Source organism: Lentzea guizhouensis (assembly GCF_001701025.1).
In the GTDB taxonomy this organism is placed as follows: domain Bacteria; phylum Actinomycetota; class Actinomycetes; order Mycobacteriales; family Pseudonocardiaceae; genus Lentzea; species Lentzea guizhouensis.
In genome coordinates, this window is record NZ_CP016793.1 from 1,907,334 (window position 1) to 1,928,671 (window position 21,338).

Annotated in this window: 27 protein-coding genes; 10 read left to right on the forward strand and 17 right to left on the reverse strand. The window is 70.1% G+C overall.

The genetic code is table 11. The annotated features are described in order from the left end of the window. Positions 1-51: 51 nt before the first annotated feature. The 4 genes from BBK82_RS09555 to BBK82_RS09570 are packed head-to-tail and all read right to left on the reverse strand — an operon-like array spanning position 52 to position 1,880. Entirely contained in the window at positions 52-600 is a 549-nt protein-coding gene (locus BBK82_RS09555) for a DNA-3-methyladenine glycosylase I (protein ID WP_065914677.1), read from the reverse strand. Beyond that, on the reverse strand, positions 587-883 hold the full coding sequence (locus BBK82_RS09560) for a DivIVA domain-containing protein (RefSeq protein WP_065914678.1): 297 nt from the start codon (positions 881-883) through the stop codon (positions 587-589). The genes BBK82_RS09555 and BBK82_RS09560 overlap by 14 nt, the downstream gene beginning before the upstream one ends. Next, positions 880-1,557 carry a permease prefix domain 1-containing protein gene (locus tag BBK82_RS09565; RefSeq protein ID WP_154697215.1) on the reverse strand — a complete coding sequence of 226 codons (678 nt, stop codon included), beginning with the start codon at positions 1,555-1,557 and terminating at the stop codon, positions 880-882. The genes BBK82_RS09560 and BBK82_RS09565 overlap by 4 nt, the downstream gene beginning before the upstream one ends. Further along, complete coding sequence (locus tag BBK82_RS09570; RefSeq protein WP_065914680.1) at positions 1,542-1,880, reverse strand: PadR family transcriptional regulator; 339 nt, start codon at positions 1,878-1,880, stop codon at positions 1,542-1,544. The genes BBK82_RS09565 and BBK82_RS09570 overlap by 16 nt, the downstream gene beginning before the upstream one ends. 106 nt (positions 1,881-1,986) lie before the next feature. Between BBK82_RS09570 and BBK82_RS09575 the strand changes: the two genes are divergently transcribed. The 4 genes from BBK82_RS09575 to BBK82_RS09590 are packed head-to-tail and all read left to right on the forward strand — an operon-like array spanning position 1,987 to position 6,381. Beyond that, the gene (locus BBK82_RS09575) at positions 1,987-3,147 is read left to right on the forward strand and encodes a cytochrome ubiquinol oxidase subunit I (RefSeq protein WP_065914681.1); all 1,161 of its coding nucleotides are present in this window, start codon (positions 1,987-1,989) and stop codon (positions 3,145-3,147) included. Then, complete coding sequence (locus BBK82_RS53910; protein WP_065914682.1) at positions 3,147-3,767, forward strand: cytochrome d ubiquinol oxidase subunit II; 621 nt, start codon at positions 3,147-3,149, stop codon at positions 3,765-3,767. Before BBK82_RS09575 ends, BBK82_RS53910 begins: the two co-directional genes overlap by 1 nt. Next, positions 3,737-5,062 (forward strand): ABC transporter ATP-binding protein/permease, encoded by a 1,326-nt coding sequence (locus BBK82_RS09585; RefSeq protein ID WP_065914683.1) that lies wholly within the window; start codon positions 3,737-3,739, stop codon positions 5,060-5,062. Before BBK82_RS53910 ends, BBK82_RS09585 begins: the two co-directional genes overlap by 31 nt. Positions 5,063-5,082: 20 nt before the next feature. Beyond that, a complete protein-coding gene (locus tag BBK82_RS09590) occupies positions 5,083-6,381 on the forward strand; it encodes an amino acid ABC transporter ATP-binding/permease protein (protein WP_154697216.1) in 1,299 nt (432 codons plus the stop codon). Here BBK82_RS09590 and BBK82_RS09595 read toward each other — a convergent pair. Both BBK82_RS09595 and BBK82_RS09600 read right to left on the reverse strand, forming a co-directional pair. Beyond that, positions 6,313-7,236 (reverse strand): glucosyl-3-phosphoglycerate synthase, encoded by a 924-nt coding sequence (locus BBK82_RS09595; RefSeq protein ID WP_065914684.1) that lies wholly within the window; start codon positions 7,234-7,236, stop codon positions 6,313-6,315. The two genes, BBK82_RS09590 and BBK82_RS09595, sit on opposite strands and share 69 nt — an antisense overlap. Then, positions 7,236-7,574: a hypothetical protein gene (locus BBK82_RS09600; RefSeq protein ID WP_065914685.1), complete on the reverse strand. Its 339-nt coding sequence runs from the start codon at positions 7,572-7,574 to the stop codon at positions 7,236-7,238. Before BBK82_RS09600 ends, BBK82_RS09595 begins: the two co-directional genes overlap by 1 nt. A gap of 117 nt (positions 7,575-7,691) precedes the next feature. Here BBK82_RS09600 and BBK82_RS09605 point away from each other — a divergent pair, with 117 nt between their 5' ends. After that, positions 7,692-9,185: a CocE/NonD family hydrolase gene (locus tag BBK82_RS09605; RefSeq protein WP_065914686.1), complete on the forward strand. Its 1,494-nt coding sequence runs from the start codon at positions 7,692-7,694 to the stop codon at positions 9,183-9,185. Positions 9,186-9,195: 10 nt separating this feature from the next. Further along, the gene (locus BBK82_RS09610; RefSeq protein WP_065914687.1) at positions 9,196-10,245 is read left to right on the forward strand and encodes a winged helix DNA-binding domain-containing protein; all 1,050 of its coding nucleotides are present in this window, start codon (positions 9,196-9,198) and stop codon (positions 10,243-10,245) included. Here the strand turns inward: BBK82_RS09610 and BBK82_RS09615 are convergent. From BBK82_RS09615 to dapE, 3 genes are read right to left on the reverse strand one after another with little or no spacing between them, the layout of a single operon-like run. Continuing rightward, entirely contained in the window at positions 10,216-10,749 is a 534-nt protein-coding gene (locus tag BBK82_RS09615) for an LOG family protein (RefSeq protein WP_237048110.1), read from the reverse strand. The genes BBK82_RS09610 and BBK82_RS09615 overlap by 30 nt on opposite strands. Beyond that, positions 10,749-11,531, reverse strand: coding sequence for an LOG family protein (locus BBK82_RS09620; RefSeq protein WP_065914689.1), 783 nt, complete (start codon positions 11,529-11,531; stop codon positions 10,749-10,751). The genes BBK82_RS09615 and BBK82_RS09620 overlap by 1 nt, the downstream gene beginning before the upstream one ends. A 16-nt stretch (positions 11,532-11,547) precedes the next feature. Then, positions 11,548-12,615, reverse strand: coding sequence for a succinyl-diaminopimelate desuccinylase (gene dapE, locus BBK82_RS09625; RefSeq protein WP_065920939.1), 1,068 nt, complete (start codon positions 12,613-12,615; stop codon positions 11,548-11,550). Positions 12,616-12,675: 60 nt separating this feature from the next. Here dapE and BBK82_RS09630 point away from each other — a divergent pair, with 60 nt between their 5' ends. Beyond that, positions 12,676-13,089: a hypothetical protein gene (locus BBK82_RS09630; RefSeq protein ID WP_065914690.1), complete on the forward strand. Its 414-nt coding sequence runs from the start codon at positions 12,676-12,678 to the stop codon at positions 13,087-13,089. Here the strand turns inward: BBK82_RS09630 and BBK82_RS09635 are convergent. Further along, complete coding sequence (locus BBK82_RS09635; RefSeq protein ID WP_065914691.1) at positions 13,062-13,319, reverse strand: PNPOx family protein; 258 nt, start codon at positions 13,317-13,319, stop codon at positions 13,062-13,064. The two genes, BBK82_RS09630 and BBK82_RS09635, sit on opposite strands and share 28 nt — an antisense overlap. Then, positions 13,316-13,447 carry a hypothetical protein gene (locus BBK82_RS55760; protein WP_257785449.1) on the reverse strand — a complete coding sequence of 44 codons (132 nt, stop codon included), beginning with the start codon at positions 13,445-13,447 and terminating at the stop codon, positions 13,316-13,318. The genes BBK82_RS09635 and BBK82_RS55760 overlap by 4 nt, the downstream gene beginning before the upstream one ends. 148 nt (positions 13,448-13,595) lie before the next feature. Between BBK82_RS55760 and dapD the strand changes: the two genes are divergently transcribed. Both dapD and BBK82_RS09645 read left to right on the forward strand, forming a co-directional pair. Continuing rightward, on the forward strand, positions 13,596-14,552 hold the full coding sequence (gene dapD / locus BBK82_RS09640) for a 2,3,4,5-tetrahydropyridine-2,6-dicarboxylate N-succinyltransferase (protein WP_065914692.1): 957 nt from the start codon (positions 13,596-13,598) through the stop codon (positions 14,550-14,552). Positions 14,553-14,634: 82 nt separating this feature from the next. After that, the gene (locus tag BBK82_RS09645) at positions 14,635-15,540 is read left to right on the forward strand and encodes a hypothetical protein (protein ID WP_154697217.1); all 906 of its coding nucleotides are present in this window, start codon (positions 14,635-14,637) and stop codon (positions 15,538-15,540) included. A 64-nt stretch (positions 15,541-15,604) separates the two neighbouring features. Here BBK82_RS09645 and dapC read toward each other — a convergent pair whose 3' ends face one another. Both dapC and fdxA read right to left on the reverse strand, forming a co-directional pair. Continuing rightward, entirely contained in the window at positions 15,605-16,696 is a 1,092-nt protein-coding gene (gene dapC, locus BBK82_RS09650) for a succinyldiaminopimelate transaminase (RefSeq protein WP_065920940.1), read from the reverse strand. A 2-nt stretch (positions 16,697-16,698) separates the two neighbouring features. Beyond that, positions 16,699-17,025: a ferredoxin gene (gene fdxA, locus BBK82_RS09655; RefSeq protein WP_053739418.1), complete on the reverse strand. Its 327-nt coding sequence runs from the start codon at positions 17,023-17,025 to the stop codon at positions 16,699-16,701. A gap of 160 nt (positions 17,026-17,185) precedes the next feature. On the opposite strand from fdxA, the gene BBK82_RS09660 reads away from it, so the two are divergent. Next, entirely contained in the window at positions 17,186-17,896 is a 711-nt protein-coding gene (locus tag BBK82_RS09660) for a GNAT family N-acetyltransferase (RefSeq protein WP_418287503.1), read from the forward strand. Here the strand turns inward: BBK82_RS09660 and BBK82_RS09665 are convergent. From BBK82_RS09665 to BBK82_RS09680, 4 genes are read right to left on the reverse strand one after another with little or no spacing between them, the layout of a single operon-like run. After that, positions 17,872-18,303, reverse strand: a complete 432-nt coding sequence (locus BBK82_RS09665; protein ID WP_083267892.1) for a hypothetical protein — start codon at positions 18,301-18,303, stop codon at positions 17,872-17,874. The genes BBK82_RS09660 and BBK82_RS09665 overlap by 25 nt on opposite strands. Beyond that, on the reverse strand, positions 18,293-19,129 hold the full coding sequence (gene mshB, locus BBK82_RS09670; RefSeq protein WP_065914695.1) for an N-acetyl-1-D-myo-inositol-2-amino-2-deoxy-alpha-D-glucopyranoside deacetylase: 837 nt from the start codon (positions 19,127-19,129) through the stop codon (positions 18,293-18,295). Before mshB ends, BBK82_RS09665 begins: the two co-directional genes overlap by 11 nt. A 56-nt stretch (positions 19,130-19,185) precedes the next feature. Beyond that, complete coding sequence (locus BBK82_RS09675; protein WP_065914696.1) at positions 19,186-20,178, reverse strand: ABC transporter ATP-binding protein; 993 nt, start codon at positions 20,176-20,178, stop codon at positions 19,186-19,188. After that, positions 20,175-21,338: an ABC transporter ATP-binding protein gene (locus BBK82_RS09680; RefSeq protein ID WP_065914697.1), complete on the reverse strand. Its 1,164-nt coding sequence runs from the start codon at positions 21,336-21,338 to the stop codon at positions 20,175-20,177. Before BBK82_RS09680 ends, BBK82_RS09675 begins: the two co-directional genes overlap by 4 nt.

Here is a 21,338-nt window from a genome sequence, read left to right on the forward strand (position 1 = left end):
GCGCGTCTGCAAGTACCGCCAACCTGGTGGTTGGGGTACTTGCAGACGCCTTCAAGACGAGGCGCGGAAGCAGGTGGCGATGTGGTCGTCGACCATGCCGGTCGCCTGCATGAGCGCGTAGCACGTGGTGGGGCCGAGGAACTTGAACCCGCGGCGCTTGAGCTCCTTGGCCATCGCCTTGGACTCGTCCGTGATCGCGGGCACGTCGCCGATCGTCGCCGGGCGGACGTGGTGCTCCGGCGCGAACGACCACAGCAGCGCGTCGAGGTCGACGTCCTGCTCGGTGATCACGCGGGCGTTGTGGATGGCCGCGTCGATCTTGAGCCGGTTGCGGACGATGCCCGCGTCGGCCATCAGCCGTTCGACGTCGGCCGGTCCGAACCCGGCGACCAGCAACGGGTCGAAGTCGGCGAACGCGGCGCGGAACGCCGGCCGTTTGCGCAGGATCGTGATCCACGACAGCCCGGACTGGAACGCCTCCAGCGACATGCGTTCGAAGAGCGCGCTCGTGCCGTGCAGCTCCACGCCCCACTCAGTGTCGTGGTAGGCGACGTAGTCCGGTGTGGAGTTGCCCCACGGGCAGCGCTCACGCTCGCTCATGGCTTTCCAGCTCCTGCACGCGCGCCTTGAGCGTCTCGATCTCGGTGCCGAGCCGCTGCAGCGCCCAGTCGACCTCGCTCATCTTGTAGCCGCGGAACACCTGCTGGAACTTCAGCCCGCGGACGTCCTCCGCGGTGATGTCGTCCGCCGGCAACCGCGTCGGCGAGGCACCGGGCGGCAACGGGGCGAGCTCCTCGCCGCGGCCGAACACCAACGCCGCGAGCAGGAACACCACTGCCGCGACGGCCACCATCACGATCAGGTAGATCAGGGCGTTGGTCACGCGACGATCGTGGCACAGCTCAGACAGCGACGAGCGAGCAGACCGAGCCGGACGATCACCGCCCACGTGATCAGGCTGGCGACGCTCATCGGCAACGACTGCAGCAACCTGCCGACGTCGAGGTGCGCGGTGGCCGCGATGATGGCGAGGTTGCCCAGCAGCACCATGGCGACGGCCCCGATCGCGACGCCGGCGGAGGCCTTGGCCAGCAGCTTCGTGTCGTACCCGCGGGCGAGCACGCGGCCCAGGACGAGAGCCGCGAGTGCGATGCCGGACGCGATGCCGCTCGCCAGGTCGTTGGCCTTGGCGATGAAGAGGTACCACTGCGGCGGCATCGCGCCGAAGTCCTGCCACGGCCCGATGAGCAGCATCCGCCCGTACTCCCACGCCATGTGCATGAGCGGGAGCACGATCGCCACCCAGATGAGCGTCCTCGTGCCGTAGGCGACGGCGAGCTCGGCCTGGTACTCGTTCGCGATCTCCCTGACCGGCCCGAACTCCTGGACGGCCCTCCGCTGCGCTTCGTGCTCGTCGAGCCCGCGGTCGAGGTAGGCGTCGGTGGCGTCGGTGAGACTGTCCTTGGTCTCGGTGAGGAGGTCGCGGACCTGCTTCCGCGAGCCCTGCAACCGCGACCCGAGATCGGTCACGTACCGCTCGATCACATCTGCGCCCACTTGCCACCACCCCCCAGCACGCCGTCGATGACCGTCGTGAACTCGCGCCACGCGCTGCGCTCGGCGTTCAGCGCCCGCTGGCCCGCCGACGTGAGCTTGTAGGTGCGGCGTTTGCGGCCGCCGACCGTGCTCCAGTCGCTCGTGACGTGGCCCGCGCGCTCCAGCCTGCGCAGCGCGGGGTAGACCGTGCCGGTGGGCAGGTCCAGCGCACCGCCGCTGAGCTGCTGCAACGCCTCGATGATCGCGTAGCCGTGCAGTTGCCGACCGTCGAGCGTCGCGAGCAGCAACGCGTCCAGGTGGCCACGCAGCGCATCGGGCTTCATGAGTAGTGACTCTACTGATGCGGATGCTCAGGGGAGCCCTGAGATCTCCCTGATATCGACGGAGATCCGGCTTGCTGTAGCCAGGCTACATATAGCGTCCCAACTCATGAGCGCAGCAGACCTCGCCCGCCTCCAGTTCGCCCTGACGACGTCGTTCCACTTCCTGTTCGTGCTGCTCACGCTCGGCCTGGTGACCCTGCTGGTGGTCATGCAGCTCCGCTGGACGATCACGAGGAACCCGGTGCACGAGCGGATGACGCGCTTCTGGGGGCGCATCTACGTCATCAACTACGCGCTGGGGATCGTCACCGGCATCGTCATGGAGTTCCAGTTCGGGCTGAACTGGTCGGGGCTCGCGACCTACGCCGGCGACGTGTTCGGGGCGCCGCTCGCCATCGAGACGCTGGTCGCGTTCTTCCTGGAGTCGACGTTCCTGGGGCTGTGGATCTTCGGGTACGGCCGGCTCAACCGGTGGGTGCACCTGAGCCTGCTGGTGCTGACGGCGCTCACGGCGTTCGCGTCGGCGTTCTGGATCATGGCGGCGAACGCGTTCCTGCAGAACCCCGTCGGCTACCGGGTCGAGGGTGACGTGTTGCGGCTGGACGACTTCTCGGCGTTGCTGAGCAACCCGACGTTCACGAGCGCGCTGATGCACGTCATCTTCGCGTCGATCACCGTCGGCGGGGTGTTCGTGACCGGGGTGTCGGCCTACCACTTCATCAAGCGCACGCAGGAAACCGACTTCTTCCGGCGGTCGCTCAGGCTGGGTGTCGTCACGACAGCGCTGGCCACGCCGTCGCTCATCGGGGCCGGGTTCGCGCAGTTCCCGGTGATCGCGAAGTACCAGCCGGGCAAGAGCGACGCGGCGCAGTGGATCGGGGCGCCGCTCGGGTTCATGATCATAATTGGGATGACGCTGACGATGGTCAGCTGGCTGACAGTGCCGCTGCTGATCAAGGATGCCGTGATCAAGCTCCGGTTTCCGTTGTACCTCATGGTGATCGGCATTCCACTGCCGTTCGCGGCCGCGATCTTCGGCTGGGTCTTCCGCGAGGTCGGCAGGCAGCCGTGGCTGATCTACGGGCTGCTCAGGACCGAGGACGCGGTGTCGCATGTGGACGCGAGCCAGATCTTGTTGTCGCTCATCGTGTTCACGTCGTTGTTCGCACTGCTGGCTGTCGCCGACTGGGCGTTGATCGCACGCGCGGTCCGCCGTGGCCCGGACACGACGCCGGCTCCGGTTTCGCCGTTGGTGGTGACGCTCTGATGGAAATGCTCTGGCTGACGATTCTCGGTGTGCTGACGGTGGGTTACTTCGCGTTGGCCGGGTTCGACTACGGCACGGGACTCCTGCTTCCGTTCAGCGACAGGACCAAGGCGTTGCGGCGCATGACGCCGTTCTTCCTCGGCAACGAGGTGTGGCTGGTGGCGGCGATCGGGGTGCTGTTCGCGGCGTTCCCCCGACTCGAAGGCGAGCTGTTGTCCGGAGCGCACAGCGTCTTCACGCTCACGCTCGCCGGGCTCGTCCTCTTCATGGCCGCGGTGCAGCTGCGGTTGTGGTGGTGGCTGGTGTTCACCGGCGCGCTCATGGTGTCCACCGGCTGGGGGCTGTTCCTGGTGCACCTGCTCGACGCGCCGGTGCCGGTCGCCCTGGTCATGCCCGCGCTGTTCGCGGTGCACGGATGGGTTTTCCAGCACCGGAAGAAGCTCCTCCCGGTGACCGGAGTGCTCGTCGCGCTGCCGATCCCGCTCGCCTTCAGCCGGATCGACACGACCGGGCTGATGGCGCACGCCGACACGCTCGGCCTGCTCGCGTGGGTCGCGGTCCCGGTCATCCCGTTGGTGGTGTTGGTGCAGTGGTCGATCGTCGCCATCTCCTCGCGCTGATCCCGGTCCCGTTCCTGGTGCTGGCGCAGGCCGAGCTGCTCGCCGCGGTGCTGAGCGGTGGTACCGGGTACGTGCTGCTGTGCCTGACGATCGCGGCGCGGGTGCTCGTCTGGTGGGGGCACCGGGAGCTCGCTCACCGCGCTGCCGAACGGACCCGCACCAGACTGCGCGAAGCGTTCCTGCGCACCCCCGGGACCAGGGCCGGTGAGGTCGCGACGCTGGTCACGCGGGGCGTGCACGACGTCACGCCGTACGTGACCGGGTACCTGCCGCAGCAGGTCCTCGCGGTCGCGGTCCCGATCGCGGTGGTCATCAGGCTGGCGTTCGCGGACCTCACGGCCGCGCTGACGATCCTCGTCACGCTGCCGCTGGTCCCGGTCTTCGGGGCACTGGTCGGGGCGCACACCCGCGAGCGGACCGCACGGCAGTGGGACGCGCTGGCGACGCTCGGCGGGCACTTCCTCGACGTGGTCAAGGGAATCGGCACGCTGCGGGCGTTCGGACGGGCCGAGGCGCAGTCCGCGACGGTCCGCAAGCTCGCCTCGCAGCACATGACCGAGACGATGTCGGCGCTCCGAGTCGCGTTCCTGTCCGCGTTCGTGCTGGAGCTGGTGGCCACGATGTCGGTGGCGCTGGTCGCCGTGCCGGTCGGGCTGCGGCTGCTCGACGGAGGCGTGCCGCTGCACACCGCGTTGCTCGTGCTCTTCCTGGCACCAGAAGCTTTCTTGCCGTTGAGAGCAGCCGGTGCGCAGTACCACGCGAGCGCGCAGGGCCGCGAGGTGCTGAGCAAGGTCCCGGCGCACACCGCACACGACGGCGTGGCACCGCCCGACCTCGGCACGGCCGAGATCGTGTTCGACCACGTCAGCGTCCGCAGCCTCAAGGACTTCTCGCTGCGGATCGAACCGGGCGAACGGGTCGCGCTGGTCGGCCCGAGCGGCGCCGGCAAGAGCACGGTCCTGGGCCTGCTGCTGGGGTTCGTCACGCCCGACAGCGGCCGGGTGCTCGTCGGCGGCGTGGACCTCGCGGAGATCGACCGCCGGAAGTGGCTCGACGCGCTGTCCTGGGTGCCCCAACGCCCCACGCTCGTCCCGCCGAACCTCTCGTCCGGCGAACGGCAACGCGTCGCGCTCGCCACCGCGCTCAACCGGCGGCAAGCCGGACTGTTCCTGCTCGACGAACCCACCGCACACCTCGACGCGGAGACGGAGGCACTTGTGCTGGAAGCGGCCAGGGAGTTCACGAAGGGGCGCACCGCCGTGATCGTGGCGCACCGTCCGGCGCTGCTCGAATAGGTCGACCGGGTGGTGGCGGTGTGAAGCTCGCCATCCTCGTCGGCACCCTCGCCGAACTGGCCGGGGTCGGCCTCACCGCCACCGCCACCTGGCTGGTCATGCGCGCCGCCGAACACCCGCCGATGCACGCGCTGACCGTCGCGATCGTCGCCGTCCGCACGCTCGCGCTGGCCAAGGGAGCCCTGCGCTACCTCGAACGCCTGACGAGCCACAGAGCCGTGCTCAGCGAGGCCGTCGAGCTGCGCGGCCGGGTCTACGACGACCTCGTCGAACGCAGGCACGTCCCGTCCGGCACCGCGCTCACCCGCATCGTCACCAACGTCGACCAGCACCTCGACGCCAAGCTCCGCACCACGCTGCCGTGGGTCACCGCCGCCCTCGCCGGCACGACCGTGGCCGTCGTCGCGGCCTCGTTGCCGCTGGTGATCGGCCTGGTGATCAACCTCGCCCTGCTCCCCTGGCTCGCCACCCGCACCCGCGAGGACCTGACCCCGTTGCGCGCCAGGCTCACCGACCAGACCACCGAACTGGTCCACAGCCGTGAGGAGCTCATCGCCCACGACCTGTTCGAGGAGAAGCTCCAAGCAGCGACCAGAACCGCGAGAGCGTTGTCCCGCAGGGAACGCACCCGCGACCTCACCCCGCTCGCCATCGCCGTCCAGTTCGGCGCGGCCCTGCTCATGCTCGCCCAGCACGAGCCCGCCTGGCTGATCATGGCCGCCGTCGCGACCTTCGAGATCACCGTCCCGCTCGCCGCACTCACGAGGCCGTCCCCGGAACCGGCCGACGAACCACAGCCCGCCGAGATCAGCGAAACCCCGGCGCTGCAGGGGAAGACGGCCATCGTCGGCCCGAGCGGCTCCGGCAAGACCACGCTGCTCAACGCCATCGCCCGCCGGCTCGAACCCAGCCGGGGCGCGCTGGCCGACGCCCACGTCTTCCACACCACGGTCCGCACCAACGTCCTGCTGGCCAAACCCGATGCGACCCGGGAAGAACTCGACCGGGCCGCGCGGATCACCGAGCTCGACCTCGACTGGGACCGGGTCGTCGGCGAACGCGGTGAGGAGATCTCAGGCGGTCAGCGCCAACGCCTGATCCTCACCAGAACGGTGCTCGCGAACCCGGAGATCGTGTTGCTCGACGAGCCGACCGAAGGCCTTGACCCGCAGCAGGCGGACCGGGTGCTCGGGAAGGTCCTCGACGACTGCCGGGGCACCGCGCTCGTCGTCACCCACCGCGAAGAGCAGCTAGCGCTCTTCGACCACGTGCACCATCGGCGGCCGGTCGGCCACGAGCACGTCGGCCGAGTCGGGTAACCACTCCCCGCCGACCTGCACGAACTGCGTCAGCGTCCGATCCCGGGAGCCCGCCTCCACCTCGACCCCGCACCGGGCCAGCGCCGTCCCCGTGATCTGCGCCGACATCACGCCGAGCTGCAGCAACGACCGGTTCCGGTGCTTGCGCACGCCCAGGTTCACCTGCGCCAGCGCCGCCAGCCCGTGCATCCGGTGCACGTCCAGCAACAGCCCGATCTCCACCCCGTACCCGGCCGCGAACGGCACTGACTCCAGGAAGGACCGCGTCGCCGCGTACTCACCGCCGAGCGGCTGGACCACCCCGGACAGCTCCGGCCGCAAGGTGTTCAGCAACGGCCGCGCCACCAGCTCGGTGACCCGCCCGCCACCGGTGCTCTCCACCCGCAACGGCCGCCGGTAGAAGCCCTTCACCAGGTGCACGTCCGGCACCTCCAGCAACGGCCCCAGCAACGCCGTCACGAACGCCGTCTCCGGGTCCACCAGGTCGGAGTCCAGGAAGACGACCAGGTCACCGGTGGTCGCCGCGAGCGAGCGCCACAGCACCTCGCCCTTGCCGGGCAACGGTTCCAGCCACGGCACGACGTCCTCGCGCAGCACCACCCGCGCCCCGGCCTCGGCGGCCACGGCGACGGTCCGGTCGGTCGACCCGGAGTCCATCACCACCAGCTCGTCCACCAGCGTCCCGAGCAACGGCCGCACCACGGCGACGACGGCACCCACGGTCTCTTCCTCGTTCAACGCGGGCAGCACGACGGACACCGTCCGCCCGCGCTTCAACGCCACCAGCTGCTCGACCGTCCACTCCGGCTGCTGCCAGGTGTGCGTGCCGAACCAGGACTCCACAGCGGGCAGCATCAGGCGAGCGCCCGCACGGCTCGGGCCGGCGGACGGGTCCCCGTCACGCTCGCGACCATCTCCACGACCTTCCTCGCCTGCCGCACGTCGGACGCCCGGACAGCGCGTGCTCCGGACAGCGCGGCCACGGTGGCGGCCGCCAGCGTGAAGTCCTCGTCCCCCGCGGGGATCGTCACCACGTCCACCGTTTCAGTGAGCGACGGCAACTCCAGCTCACCGTCGAACTCGACGACGTCGGCGCCATCGGAAACGGCTTCTTCCAGACCATCCGCGCTGGTCAGATGCGCAACGACCAGCACCCGGTCTTTCGGCAGCTCACTGACGCGGAATCGGTTCACACCACCCAGCGTAAACAGTGACCTGACTCACAGCCTCTTGCTACCCGCGAGTAGCTCTCTGCTTTACTCCCGAGTAGCAACCCTGTGTGATCTACGTCATGGTCAAGGAGGACCGGCGTGCGGCGGTCACTTGTTCTGGTCCTGGTACTCCTCACATCCCTGCTCGGTGCTCCGGCCGCCATCGCGGCTCCTGGGCACCAGATCACGTACAAGACCATCCCCGGTGTCGGCGGCACCGCGCTGAGGGCCTTCGTCATCGAACCCACCGGCCGGGGCGACGGCCCGTTCCCGCTGCTCGTCATGCCGTCGAGCTGGTCGGTCCCGAACATCGAGTACGTCGGCGCGGCGGCCAAGCTCGCCAAGGAGTCCGGCTACGTCGTGGTGAGCTACACCAGCCGCGGCTTCTGGGACTCCGGCGGCGAGATCGACATCGCCGGGCCCGACACGGTCGGTGACGTCAGCAAGGTGATCGACTGGGCCGTCGCCAACGCCCGTGCCGACGGCACCAAGGTCGGCGCGGCCGGGATCTCCTACGGCGCCGGGCAGTCGTTGCTCGCCGCCGCGAACGACCGGCGGATCAAGGCGGCCGCCGCGCTCAGCACGTGGACCGACCTGGCCCGCTCGCTCTACCCGAACAGCACCGTCAACAAGCAGGCCGTCGAGGTCCTGCTGGCCGCGGGCCACGCCACCGGACGTCCTGGACCCGTTCTCCTGGAAGCGGAGGACGCCTACCGCGACGGCCGGTTCCAGGAGGTCGTGCCGATCTCCGCCGGCCGGTCCGCCGCCTCGAAGATCGCGCAGATCAACGGCAACGGCACCGCCGTGCTGCTCGGCAACGCCTGGAACGACGGCATGTTCGCGCCCGGCCAGATCGCGGACTTCTACTCGCGGCTGACCGGCCCGAAGCGGCTCATGCTCTCGCCGGGCGACCACGCCACCGCCGAGCTGTTCGGCGCGGCCGGGCTGCCCAACGAGATCTGGGAGTCGGTCGGCCGCTGGTTCGACCGGTACGTCAAGGGCACGGCCAACGGCGTCGACACCGAGCAGCCGGTGCAGCTCAAGCCCAACAACGGCGGCACCTGGAAGAAGTTCGCTGCGTGGCCGGACGGCAACGCCGACACGGTCGCGCTCGACGCCAGGAAGATCCACGCCGGGTGGAACACCGTCGCCGACAGCGGCACGATCCTGCTCTCCGGTGCGCTGCAGGGGTTCCTGAACATCCCGACCGGCGTCTCGCTGCCGTTCGTCGACCGCGACGTCGCCGGCGTCTGGTACGGGCCGCAGTACCCGAGGAGCACCACGCTCGCCGGCACGCCGAAGCTCAGGCTCACCGTGACGCCGAGCGCGGAGACGACCACGTTGTTCGCCTACCTGTACGAGGTCGGCCCGCTCGGCCTGGGCGCGCTGGTCACGCACAAGCCGGTGAAGGTCACCGGCGCCGGCCGCACGCAGACGCTGGACGTGCCGCTGGAGCCGACGGTGTGGAACGTCGGCGCGGGCAACCGGCTCGCACTGGTGATCGACACGGTCGACCCGCGTTACCTCACCGAGTCGACGCGTGGCTCGACCGTCACCTTCGGACCGTCGAGCCTCACCGTGCCGAAGGCGTAAGAATGTCCGGGTGGACCTCACCCGGCAGCAGGTGCTCCTCCACCGGATCCACCAGCACGAGCTGGACCGGCGGGTCTCCGGCGCGACCGAGCTCGCGGTGTTCTCCCTGGGCGTCCAGGACAACACCGCGGGCTCGGCCCTGCTGAGCCTCGCCGCCCGCCTCACCGAGCCGACCGCGGACGACTTCACCGTCACCTGGTCCGTGCGCGGTGCGCCTCACCTGCACCGGGCCGGTGAGCTGAAAGCGTTCGCCCGCGCGCTGTGGCCGTGGAGCGACGCCGACGCCCGTGCCCGCGCCTCCCGGCCGAAGGTCGACGACCTGCTGGCGTCGTTGCGGCACGTCGCCACGGCCATGCGGTCGATCGTCACCAAGCCGATGGCCAAGGGCGACGTCAGCGCGGCGCTGACCCCGCTGGCACCGAAGCAGACCGTCGAGGACTGCCGGGGCTGCGGCACCGCGCACGTCAGCGACCCGGTCTTCCGGCTCGCCGCGCTGCCGGCGGGCCTGCGCATCCTGCCGGAGTGCAAGACCGTCACGTTCGAACGGATCCACGGCTGGCCGGGTGTGCCGCGCCAGACCGCCGGGTTCGACGAGCTGGTGCACCGGTACCTGACGCTGCACGGGCCGGCCGGACCGTCCGAAGTGGCCTCCTACTTCGGCACGACCGTGCGCGAGGTCAAGAAGAGGTGGCCGGACGACCTCGTGGAGGTCACCGTCGAGGGGCAGCGGGCGTGGCTGCCGGAGGGCCTGGAGATCGCCGACGCCGAACCGCCGCGGGTCAGGTTCCTGCCGCCCACCGACCCCTACCTGCAGGCGCGCGACCGCGACCTGCTGCTGCCGGACAAGGCCGCGCAGAAGGACGTCTTCCGCATTCTGGGCAGGCGCGGCGCCGTGCTGGTGGACGGCGAGATCGCGGGCTCCTGGCAGGGCAGGGTGGTGTCCGGCAAGCGGTTCGAGGTGACGGTCAACCCGTACCGGCCGCTGCCGGACCTCCTGCCGGAGGCCCAGTTCCTGGCTCAGGTCAAGGGACTAGCGGAGGCAAGCGTCCAGGGCGGCTGACACGTCCTCGGTCACGACCAGCGAGTCGAGCGCGGCGTGCGAGACGAAACCCTTGTCCCGCAGCTCGGTCAGCCACGCGACGAGCCCCTTGTAGTGGTCGTCGACGTCGAGCAGCACGACCGGCTTGCCGTGCATGCCGAGCACGCCCGCCGTCCACACCTCGAAGAACTCCTCCGCGGTGCCGATGCCGCCGGGCAGTGTCAGGAACGCGTCGGCCTTCTCGTCCATCATCCGCTTGCGCTCGCGCATGGTGTCGACGACGTGCAGCTCGGTCGAGTCCTCGTCGGCGATCTCCCTGGTGGCCAGGCCCTTCGGGATCACGCCGTACGTGCTCGCGCCACCGGCCCGCGCCTCCCGCGCGACCGCGCCCATCATCGAGGTCTGCCCGCCGCCCCACACGAGGTTCCACCCGCGCGCGGCGATCTGCCTGCCGACCTCGGCGGCGATGTCCACATAGGTCTGCGGGACCGTTGCCAGACTGCCGCAGTAAACAGCTACGTACATCAGTGTGCGTCCGCCCATGCCTGGTGCGCTTCCTCGACCACGCGCACCGCGTCGTCGATGTCGTCGGTCAGGTGCAGCAGCGCGAGGTCCTTCTCGCCGACCTTGCCGCCCTCGAGCACCGAGCTCTTGATCCAGTCGTACAGGCCCTGCCAGTAGCTCTTGCCGAACAGCACGACCGGGAACTTGGTGACCTTCTTGGTCTGCACCAGGGTCAGCGCCTCGAACAGCTCGTCGAGCGTGCCGAAACCGCCCGGCAGGCAGATGAAGGCCTGCGAGTACTTGATGAACATCGTCTTGCGCACGAAGAAGTAGCGGAAGTTCACGCCGAGGTCGACCCACGGGTTGAGCCCCTGCTCGAACGGCAGCTCGATGCCGAGCCCGATCGAGAACCCGCCGGCCTCCGAGCACCCGCGGTTGACCGCCTCCATGACACCGGGACCGCCGCCGGTGATCGTCGCGAACCCGGCCTCCGCCAACGCCTTCCCCAGGTCACGCCCGGTCTGGTACTCCGGGTGGTCCCGCCCGGTCCGCGCCGACCCGAACACGGTCACCGCGCTCGGCACCTCGGCCATCGCCCCGAAGCCCTCGACGAACTCGGCCTGGATCCGCAGCACCCGCCACGGGTCCGTGTGCACCCAGTCCGACGGGCCGCGCGAGTCGAGCAGGCGCTGGTCGGTGGTGGTGAGCTCGTCCCGGCGCTCCCGCCGCAGCACGACCGGACCGCGCTGCTTCTCCTTGGGATGCTCGTCCACCGCGCCGTTGTTGTTCTTTTCTTCCGTCATTCAATGATCCTAATGATCAGCTCAAGAGAAATCGCTTAAGCACGTCGAAACAACCGGTGATCTGTGGGACCGGCACGTTCTCCTCCTGGGTGTGCGCCAGCGTCGGATCGCCGGGCCCGAAGTTCACCGCGGGCATGCCCAGCGCCGCGAACCGCGCCACGTCCGTCCACCCCAGCTTGGCCACGGGCGTTCCCCCGGCCGCTTGCACGAGCTCCTGCGCGGCGGGCGCGTGCAGCCCCGGCAACGCCCCGCCCGAGAAGTCCGTGACCGTCACGTCGTACCCGGCGAACACCTCGCGCAGGTGGGCTTCCGCCTGTGCCACCGAACGATCCGGCGCGAACCGGTGGTTGACCGTCAGCACGGCCTCGTCCGGCACCACGTTGCCGGCGACCCCACCGCTGATCTTCACGGCCTGCAGCCCCTCGTGGTAGCGGCAGCCGTCGATCTCCGGCTGCCGCGGCTCGTAGACCGCGAGCCTGCTCAACGCCTCGCCGAGCCCGTGGATGGCGTTCTCGCCCATCCACGCCCGCGCGGTGTGCGCCCGCTTCCCGGTCGTCCTGACCTCGATGCGCATGGTCCCCTGGCAGCCGGCCTCGACCGTGCCGCCGGACGGCTCGCAGACGATCGCGAGATCACCCTGGAGCCACTCGACGAGCTCCCGCTCGATCCGGGTCAGCCCGTTGCGCTCGGCCTCGATCTCCTCGCAGTCGTAGAAGACGAACGTCAGGTCGTGCCGCGCGTTCTGGCTGAGCGCCGCGATCGCGAGCATGACCGCGTCGCCGCCCTTCATGTCCACGGTCCCGCACCCGTGCAGCACGTCGCCCTCGCGCCGGCTCGGGAAGTTCCGGTTGACCGGCACGGTGTCGAGGTGCCCGGCCAGCACGACCCTGCGCTCCTTGCCGAGGTTCGTGCGCGCCAGCACCGCGTTGCCCGACCGGGTGATCTCCAGGTGCGGCGCGTGCCGCCGCAGCGACCGTTCGACCAGGTCCGCGATCTCGTCCTCCTCCCCGGACACGCTGCGCACATCCACCAGTGCGGCGGTGAGGTCGATCGGGTCGGCGAACAGGTCAAGGGTGTCGGACACGCCGCTCACCCTACTGCGGCCGCTTTCCGGCTAGGCCGTTCAGCCGATAGCGTGCGGTGCGTGACCGATCGCACACTCCTCGTCATCCCGTTGTTGCTCCTGGCGACCGCGTGCGGCGAGTCCCCGGCGGCCTGCGACCGCCAGTGCGGCGAGATCAGGGCGCTCTTCGCCGCCCCGTGCGGCTCCCAGCACAACGGCACGCCCGCCGACTGCGCCGCCTGGGTCGGCCGGGTCAGCTCCATGACCCGCGAGCTCGACAGGTCGTTGCAGGGCAAGGAGGTCGAGCAGGGCGTCAGCGAGGTCCTGCCCCGGCTGATGACCGCGGTCGGCGACTTCGAGACCCACCGGTGCGGTGAGGTGGAGGTCGACAACGTCTCCGCGACCGACGCCCGCCAGTCGAGGTGCAACGAGGCGTTGATCGCGACGCGCGGCGACCTCAGCGCCCTCTACTTCACCGCGGATGTTCCCGACTGACGTGGCGCCGCCGCTGGCGCCCGCACGCGGCCGGCGGGGTCGCCCCGTGGTGAGACGTCCACGCCGCCGTCCGCGCCGGTGGTCGCGAACAGGTAGAACGTCGAGGCCTCCACGAACGCGCGCGAGCCGTCGTCCACGACGGTGATCGCCTTGTCCCGCAGCTGCGGCAACGGTTCCGGCACGAGCTCGCGCAGCTCGGCCAGGCTCGTGATCGGCGTGCCGCGGCTCACGACGCACGCACTTGGTGCCGGCCCGGCAGGAACGCGGCGGTGACCGGGAACCGGCCGCCTTCCGGTGTTCCGGTGCAGACCTGGACGACCGGCGCCCCGGCGGGGAGGAGGGACCGAGCGGTGCGCATGCGTGGGCTGCTCCAACCGGGTGGTCAGCGAGGGCTGTCGGCGGCGATCTCAAGACAGCCTCACCTGACTTCGGCTCGTTCTGGTGGCTACGTCACACGAATCGGCCTGACGGTGGCGCGACGGCCCGGCGGACTAAGCTAGGCGCCCGTGAGCACCGCATACGGCATCGGCTTGGCCACTGTGACCCCGGACGGCACCGTCCTCGACACCTGGTACCCGTCGCCCGTCCTCGAGGAGACGCCGGACCTGGGCACGATCCGGCTGTCGTCCGCCGACATCGCGGCAGCGCTGGGCGAGCCCGCCGCCAAGCTCCTCGGTGAGGACCCGGAGCGCGAGGTCGAGGTCGTCGGCGTGCGCGTGGCCGTGGACCTGGAGGCCGCCCCGGCCGACACCTACGACGTCTGGCTGCGGCTGCACCTGCTCAGCCACCGGTTGATCCAGCCGCACGGCGCGAACCTCGACGGCGTCTTCGGCCTGCTCACCAATGTCGTGTGGACGAACCACGGCCCGTGCGCGGTCGACGGCTTCGAGCAGACCCGCGCCCGCCTGCGCGGCCGCGGTCCGGTGACCGTCTACGGCGTCGACAAGTTCCCGCGCATGGTCGACTACGTCGTCCCGTCCGGTGTCCGCATCGGCGACGCGGACCGGGTGCGCCTCGGTGCCCACCTCGCGTCCGGCACGACGGTCATGCACGAGGGCTTCGTGAACTTCAACGCCGGCACGCTCGGCAGCTCGATGGTCGAGGGCCGCATCTCCGGCGGTGTCGTGGTCGGTGACGGCTCCGACGTCGGCGGCGGCGCGTCGATCATGGGCACGCTGTCCGGTGGCGGCAAGCAGGTCATCTCGATCGGCGAGCGGAACCTGCTGGGCGCGAACGCCGGTCTGGGCATCTCGCTCGGCGACGACTGCGTGGTCGAGGCGGGCCTCTACATCACCGCCGGCACGAAGGTGACGTTGCCGGACGGCACGGTCACCAAGGCCGTGGAGCTCAGCGGCCAGTCGAACCTGCTGTTCATCCGGGACTCCACGGACGGCGTGGTGAAGGTCAAGCCGCGCAAGGGCACCGGCGTCGAGCTCAACGCCGCCCTGCACGCGAACGACTGAGAGGCAGCGCGATGTTCAGGGCCCGGTCTGCTGAAGCAGGCTGGGCCCTTGCCACCTGCGGGACCTGGCTGAGGAGGTGCACGTGCTGAAACAGCGACTCGAGTTGAACGCTCGCGCCGCGATCGAGCGTGCCCTGCAGGGGGCGCAGTCGGAGGACTCCTTCGTGGAGTTCAAGACGCAGTGGCCGGTCGACCACGGCAAGGCCGCCAGGCAGATCGCCGCCCTCTGCAACGCCGCCAGGGGTTCCGAGGCGATGTGGGTCGTCGGCGTCGACGAGAAGGGCCGCTACGTCAAGGGAGCGCCGGCCGAGGAGCTGTCGAGCTGGTGGCCCAAGGTGGAGAGCCACTTCGACGGTGTCGCGCCGGGACTCACCACGGTCGCGTTCGACTGGGCTCCCAGGAGGACGGTCGTCGTGCTGTCCCTGCAGACCGACAACGCGCCGTACGTGTTCGTCACCAAGAAGGAGCCCTACAGCCGGGAGATCCCGTGGCGCTCCGGTGAACGCACGCGGTCAGCGCGCCGGGGCGAGATCCTGGAGCTGCTGATCCCCAGGCTGGAGATGCCGGGCTGGGAGTTCGTCAGCGCCCGCGCCACGCTCAGCCAGCACTCGCCGACGCTGCGGTTCGAGGGCGACCTCTACCTGGAGACGAACCAGCCGCTGTCGTTGCCGCACCACCGCTGCCACTCCTACGCCACGTACGGGCTGGACAGCGAGACGGTCGACCTGGCGTTCAGCTTCCGCACCAACAGCAGGGACGTGCGCGCGGTCGAGCGGGTCGTGCGGGTCGCGGAACCGGCCGTGCTCCACGTCAGCGCGGACGCCGATGTGGAGCTCGACTCGTTCCAGGACCTCTGGGACCTGCACTGGCACCTCGTGCTGGGTCTCGGCCTGAGCGGCGAGGAGATCAGCACGAGCGTGCGGCTCACGACGGACGCGGTGCCGCCCAACCAGTTCACCCGCCGGGTGTGGTCGGCGCTGAAGCCGTAGGGCTCACGCCGCGGAAGGTCAGGCGCTCAGCCGCGGCCGCGACGCGCTCGTCGGCCGTGGAAGCTCAGGCCTTCAGCCGCTCGGCAGCCGCCGCGACCCGTTCGTCGGTGGCCGTCAGCGCGATCCGGACGTGCTTCGCGCCCGCCGGGCCGTAGAACGTGCCGGGAGCGGCGAGGACGCCCCGATCCGCCAGCCACGCGATGGTCTCCCAGGCGTCCTCGTCGCGCGAGGACCACAGGTACAACCCCGCCTCGGAGTGCGACACGGTGAACCCGGCCGCCTCCAGCGCGGGCTTGAGCACCTCGCGCCGGGCCTGGTACCTGGCCCGCTGCTCGGCGACGTGCGCGTCGTCCTCCAGGGCGGCGCGCATGGCCTCCTGCACCGGCCGCGGCACGATCATGCCCGCGTGCTTGCGCAGTTCCAGCAGCCCGGCGACCAGCTCGGGGTCGCCGAAGACGAACCCGGCACGGTAACCGGCCAGCGAGGACGACTTCGACAGCGAGTGCACGGCGAGGACACCGTCGAAACCGTCCACAACGGACGGATGCAGCACCGACACCGGCTCGGCGTCCCACGGCAGCGCGAGATAGCACTCGTCGGAGGCGACAACGGCTCCGGCCTCACGCGCGGCGGCGACGGCGGAACGCAGTTGTTCGGTCGACAGGACACGGCCGGTCGGGTTCGACGGCGAGTTCAGCCACACCAGCTTCGTGCCGGCGGGCGGCTTCTCATCGTCGGCCAGCCGGACGACCTCGGCACCGGCCAGCAGCGCGCCCACCTCGTAGGTCGGGTACGCCACCGACGGCACGGCCACGACGTCACCGGGACCGACGCCCAGCAGCGTCGGCAGCCACGCCACGAGCTCCTTGGAGCCGATCGTGGGCAGCACGGCGTCGGCGGACAGTCCGGTGATGCCGTACCGGCGCCGCACGGCCGCCACGAAGGCCGCACGCAGCTCGGGCGTGCCGTGGGTGGTCGGGTAGCCGGGGACGTCCGCGACGGACGACAGCGCGGACTGGATCACCGCGGGAACCGGGTCGACGGGTGTGCCGACCGACAGGTCGACCACGCCACCGGGGTGCTTGCGCGCCTTGGCGGCGTGGCCGGCCAGCGAGTCCCACGGGAAGTCCGGCAGGGCCGGACCCCGGCGGTTGATGATCAATGCCCCTCGGCCTGCGGCTCGAGCGCCTTGATGAACTGCGGGTCGTTGCTCACCTTGCCGACCTTCGAGGCACCACCGGGCGAGCCCAGCTCGTCGAAGAAGTCGACGTTCGCCTTGGTGTAGTCCTTCCACTCGTCGGGGACGTCGTCCTCGTAGTAGATGGCTTCCACCGGGCAGACCGGCTCGCACGCACCGCAGTCGACGCACTCGTCGGGGTGGATGTAGAGCATCCGGTCGCCTTCGTAGATGCAGTCGACGGGGCACTCTTCGATGCACGCCTTGTCGAGCACGTCCACGCACGGCTGGGCGATCACATAGGTCACTGCGCTCTCCTGCTTCTTCCTGGTCCACACCGCGCAAGCCGGAGAGTACGCGGCACGTTCGAGTATCACCCGGTCAGGCTTGCCTTAGCAGCCGGGTGCGCCACGTCACACCCGCCGTCCCAGACTCGTCGTACGGGACGAGGATGGACCCGTGCACACCGTGGATCACCTGGAATCGCTCTGCGCGCGAGCATGGCCCGCCCTGGCAGAAGAACCGCTTGGAGACTGGTTGATGCGCGCGGCCGCCGGCTTCACCGGCCGCGCGAACAGCACGCTCACCTGCGGAGATCCCGGTGTGCCCGTTGCGGAGGCGTTGTCGGCCACCCAGGAGTTCGCCCGTGCGCACGGCATCAAACCCACCGCGCACGTCGTCCGCGGCGGCGGCCACGAGCAGGCGATCGCGGCCGCGGGCTGGCGGGTGGACCTGGACCACCCCGGTGGCGCGGAGTCGCTGGTCATGGCGGGTCCGCTGGAGAAGTTCGCGGACGGGGTCGCGGACAGCCGTGATCTTCCCGGATGGTGGGAACTCGCGGCCGGATCCGAGGTGACCACCGCGGTTCGGCACGTGCTCGGCACCGGCCACGTCTGCTTCGCGGGCGTCGAGGAAAACGGGACGGTGGTCGCGGCCGTGCGCGGCGCGGTCGTCGAGGACGTGCTGCACGTCGCCCGGCTCGCCGTGCGGCCGGAGCACCGCCGCCGCGGCCTCGCCACCCGGCTGATGGGCGAGCTGGCCGGCTGGGGCCTGCGGGAGGGCGCCACGACGTGCGTGCTGCAGGTCGCCGAGCACAACACCGCGGCGATCCGGCTGTACGAGGAGCTCGGCTGCTCCGAGCACCACCGCTACCGCTACTGGGTGCCCGCGGTGTCGTAGAGACCGGGCCGGTTGGCCGCGTTGCGGGCCATCGCCGCGCTCACGGCCACCGCACCCGGCAGCGCGCCGCCGGCGATCAGCAGCAACGTGCGCCAGTCGCCCAGCAGGAAGCTGACGCCGTTGACGCTGCCCGGCTCGAAGTAGGCGATCCCGAAGATCGTGAAGAACCACACCAGCAGCGGCGCCGCGGCGGCGGACACCCGGTCCGACAGCGCCGCGGCCCACATGACCAGCACCGGGGTGGACACGACCGCCACCGCGATCATGACCGGGAACGGCCACGCGCCCCAGTCCGGCAGCAGCGACCCGTCGAACCGGACGAGCAGGAAGAACACCTCCAGCACGGCGAGCACCGCTGCCTCGGCGCACACGAGCAGCAGCAGGACCACTCGCCAGCTAGCGCTCACCCAGTCCTCCGAACAGATCCGCGGCCGCGCCCTCCGCCGGTCCCTTGGCGAGCACGTAGTACTCGCTGCCGACCAGCGGCTGCGCGATGCCGTTCGACAACGCGTACCCCTCGTCCCACACACTGACCTGCGTCGAGTGCGCGCGCAACGCACGACGCTTCGCGATCAGGTGCTCGGAGATGTCGACGACGGTGGTGATGTCCTCGTCCGGCGTCACCGGCAGCTCGCCGGGCTCCGGCAGCCGGAAGGCCTCCGGCACGTTCTCCAGGGCCCTCACGCCCGCCTCTGTGGCGTCGCGCGAGGTGACCGCGTAGAACACCCGCTCGACGTCGGAGACCTGCGCACAGGCGGCCACGGTGATCTCGTGCGCCCGGATGTGGTCCGGGTGCCCGTACCCGCCGAACGCGTCGTAGCTGACGACGACCTGCGGCTTGACCTCGCGCAGGACCTCGGCGAGCTGGGCGGCCTGCTCCTCGACCGAGCCCTGGACGAACGCCCGCGGGTGGGCGTTGGCCGGCACGTCGACCATGCCGGAGTCGCGCCACCGGCCGATGCCGCCGAGGAAGCGGTGGTCGGTCACGCCGAGCGCGGCGCAGGCGGACCGCAGCTCCCCGACGCGGAAGCCACCGAGCTGGTCGGCCGCGCCGGCGGCCAGGTGGGCGAGTGCGGGCGGGATGATCTCGCCCTCCTCACCCAGCGTGCAGGTGATCACGGTGACATGGGCGCCGGAAGCCGCGTAGCGCGCGATGGTGCCGCCCGTCCACAGACTCTCGTCGTCTGGGTGAGCGTGCACGAAGAGCAACCGTGGTGGAGCAGTCAGGGTCACTGGAAAAGAGTAAAGGCCACCTTTGCCCGTGGACGAAGGTGGCCTTCACATCGCTCTCACACGACCGCTTTTTCCTCAGCGAAGTGGCAGGCGGACAACGTTCCGTCCGGCGCACCCCGCCTTTCCAGCTTGGGTTCTTCGGTGGCGCAGATGTCCTGGGCCTTCCAGCACCGCGTGCGGAACCGGCAGCCCGACGGCGGGTTCACCGGCGACGGCACGTCACCTGTCAACACGATCCGCTGACGCTTGCGCTCCTGCTTCGGGTCCGGCATCGGCACCGCGGACAGCAACGCCTGCGTGTACGGGTGCATCGGCCGGGTGTAGATGGCTTCGCGCTCGCCGATCTCGATGATCTTGCCGAGGTACATGACCGCGACCCGGTCCGAGATGTGCCGCACCACCGAGAGGTCGTGCGCGACGAACAGGTAGGCCAGCCCGAGCCGTTCCTGCAGCTCCTCCAGCAGGTTCACGACACCGGCCTGCACCGAGACGTCCAGAGCGGACACCGGCTCGTCGAGGACCAGGAAGCGCGGGTTCAACGCCAGCGCGCGGGCGATGCCGATGCGCTGCCGCTGACCACCGGAGAACTCGTGCGGGTACCGGTTGCGGTGTTCCGGGTTCAGGCCGACGAGCTCCATCAGCTCGTTGACCCGGCGCTGCACGCCTCCCTCGACCCCGTGGATCACCAGCGGTTCCGCGATGATGTCGTTGACCTGCCACTTGGGGTTCAGCGACGCGTACGGGTCCTGGAAGACGATCTGGATGTCCTTGCGCAACGGCCGCAGCTGCTTGTTGCTCATCGACGTCAGCTCGCGCCCGTCGAACTTCACCGAGCCCGACGTCGGCTTGTGCAGCTGCAGGATCGCGCGGCCGGTGGTGGACTTGCCACAGCCGGACTCGCCGACCAGGCCGAGCGTCTCACCGGCGCTCAGCGTGAACGACACGCCGGACACGGCCTGCACGCTGCCGATGGAGCGCGGGATGATCCCCTTGCCGCGCACCGGGAACTCCTTGACGAGGTCGGTGACCTCCAACAGCGGAGTGGTCACTTCGACTCCTCGTCCAGCAGCGTTCCGTGCACGGCGGTGACTTCGAGCGACTCGTCGGGGTTGGCCGCGGCGAAGACCGCCGGGTTCTCCACGGTGCCGATCTCGTCGTGCAGGAAGAGCCGCTGGGGTTGTTCGTGGGCCGCCAGGTGCTCCCAGCGGTGGCAGCGGGTCCGGTGGTTCGGCAGGCCCGCCTCCTCCAGCTCCGGCTCCCACTCGTGGCACACGTCGGTGACGAGCGGGCAGCGCGGGGAGAACGAGCAGCCGGTCGGCAGGTTCACCAGCGAGGGCGGCGCGCCCTTGATCGGGGTGAGCCGCTTGCCGAGCGTGGCCGGGTTCGGCACCGAGCCCAGCAGCCCCACGGTGTAGGGCATCCGCGGCCGTTCGAAGACGTCGTCGACCGGGCCGGACTCGACCACGGTGCCGCCGTACATCACCTGGACGCGGTTGACCATGCCGGCGACGACGCCGAGGTCGTGGGTGATCATGATGATCGCCGCGTCGGTCTCGGACTGCAGCCGCAGCATGGTGTCGAGGATCTGCGCCTGCACCGTCACGTCGAGCGCGGTGGTCGGCTCGTCGGCGATGATCACGCTCGGGTCGTTGATGATCGCCATCGCGATCACCACGCGCTGCCGCATGCCGCCGGAGAACTCGTGCGGGTACTGCGAGGCGCGCTTGTCCGGCTGCGGGATCCCGACGAGCTCCAGCGCCTCGACCGCCTTGGCCCACGCCGCCTTCTTGGAGACGTCGTGGTGCGCCCGGTAGGTCTCCGCCAGCTGCCACCCGACGGTGTAGACCGGGTTCAGCGACGTCATCGGGTCCTGGAAGATCATCGCGATGTGCTTGCTGCGGAACGGCTGCATCTGCTTGTAGGTGCGGCCGTTGAGCTCCTGGCCGCGGTAGCGGATGGAGCCGTCGATCCGGGCGCTGTTCGGCAGCAGACCCATGATCGCCATGGACGACACCGACTTGCCGGAGCCCGACTCGCCGACGATGCCGAGCACGTCACCGGCGTTGAGGTCGAACGAGACGTTGCGCACGGCGCGGACGTCGCCGTCGTCGGTCGGGAACGTGACCGACAGGTCCTTGACCGACAGCAGCGGTGCGGTGGTGTCGCCTGAGGACAGGAAGTCCTCCGACAGTTCGGAAACTCTGGTCAT

Coding starts and splice junctions, on each gene's coding strand:
- BBK82_RS09555 (WP_065914677.1), bottom strand. CDS start 600: ATGAGCGAGCGTGAGCGCTGCCCGTGGGGCAACTCCACACCGGACTAC.
- BBK82_RS09570 (WP_065914680.1), bottom strand. CDS start 1,880: ATGAAGCCCGATGCGCTGCGTGGCCACCTGGACGCGTTGCTGCTCGCG.
- BBK82_RS09575 (WP_065914681.1), top strand. CDS start 1,987: ATGAGCGCAGCAGACCTCGCCCGCCTCCAGTTCGCCCTGACGACGTCG.
- BBK82_RS53910 (WP_065914682.1), top strand. CDS start 3,147: ATGGAAATGCTCTGGCTGACGATTCTCGGTGTGCTGACGGTGGGTTAC.
- BBK82_RS09595 (WP_065914684.1), bottom strand. CDS start 7,236: ATGCTGCCCGCTGTGGAGTCCTGGTTCGGCACGCACACCTGGCAGCAG.
- BBK82_RS09615 (WP_237048110.1), bottom strand. CDS start 10,749: ATGTACGTAGCTGTTTACTGCGGCAGTCTGGCAACGGTCCCGCAGACC.
- BBK82_RS09620 (WP_065914689.1), bottom strand. CDS start 11,531: ATGACGGAAGAAAAGAACAACAACGGCGCGGTGGACGAGCATCCCAAG.
- BBK82_RS55760 (WP_257785449.1), bottom strand. CDS start 13,447: ATGCGCACCGCTCGGTCCCTCCTCCCCGCCGGGGCGCCGGTCGTCCAG.
- BBK82_RS09680 (WP_065914697.1), bottom strand. CDS start 21,338: ATGACCAGAGTTTCCGAACTGTCGGAGGACTTCCTGTCCTCAGGCGAC.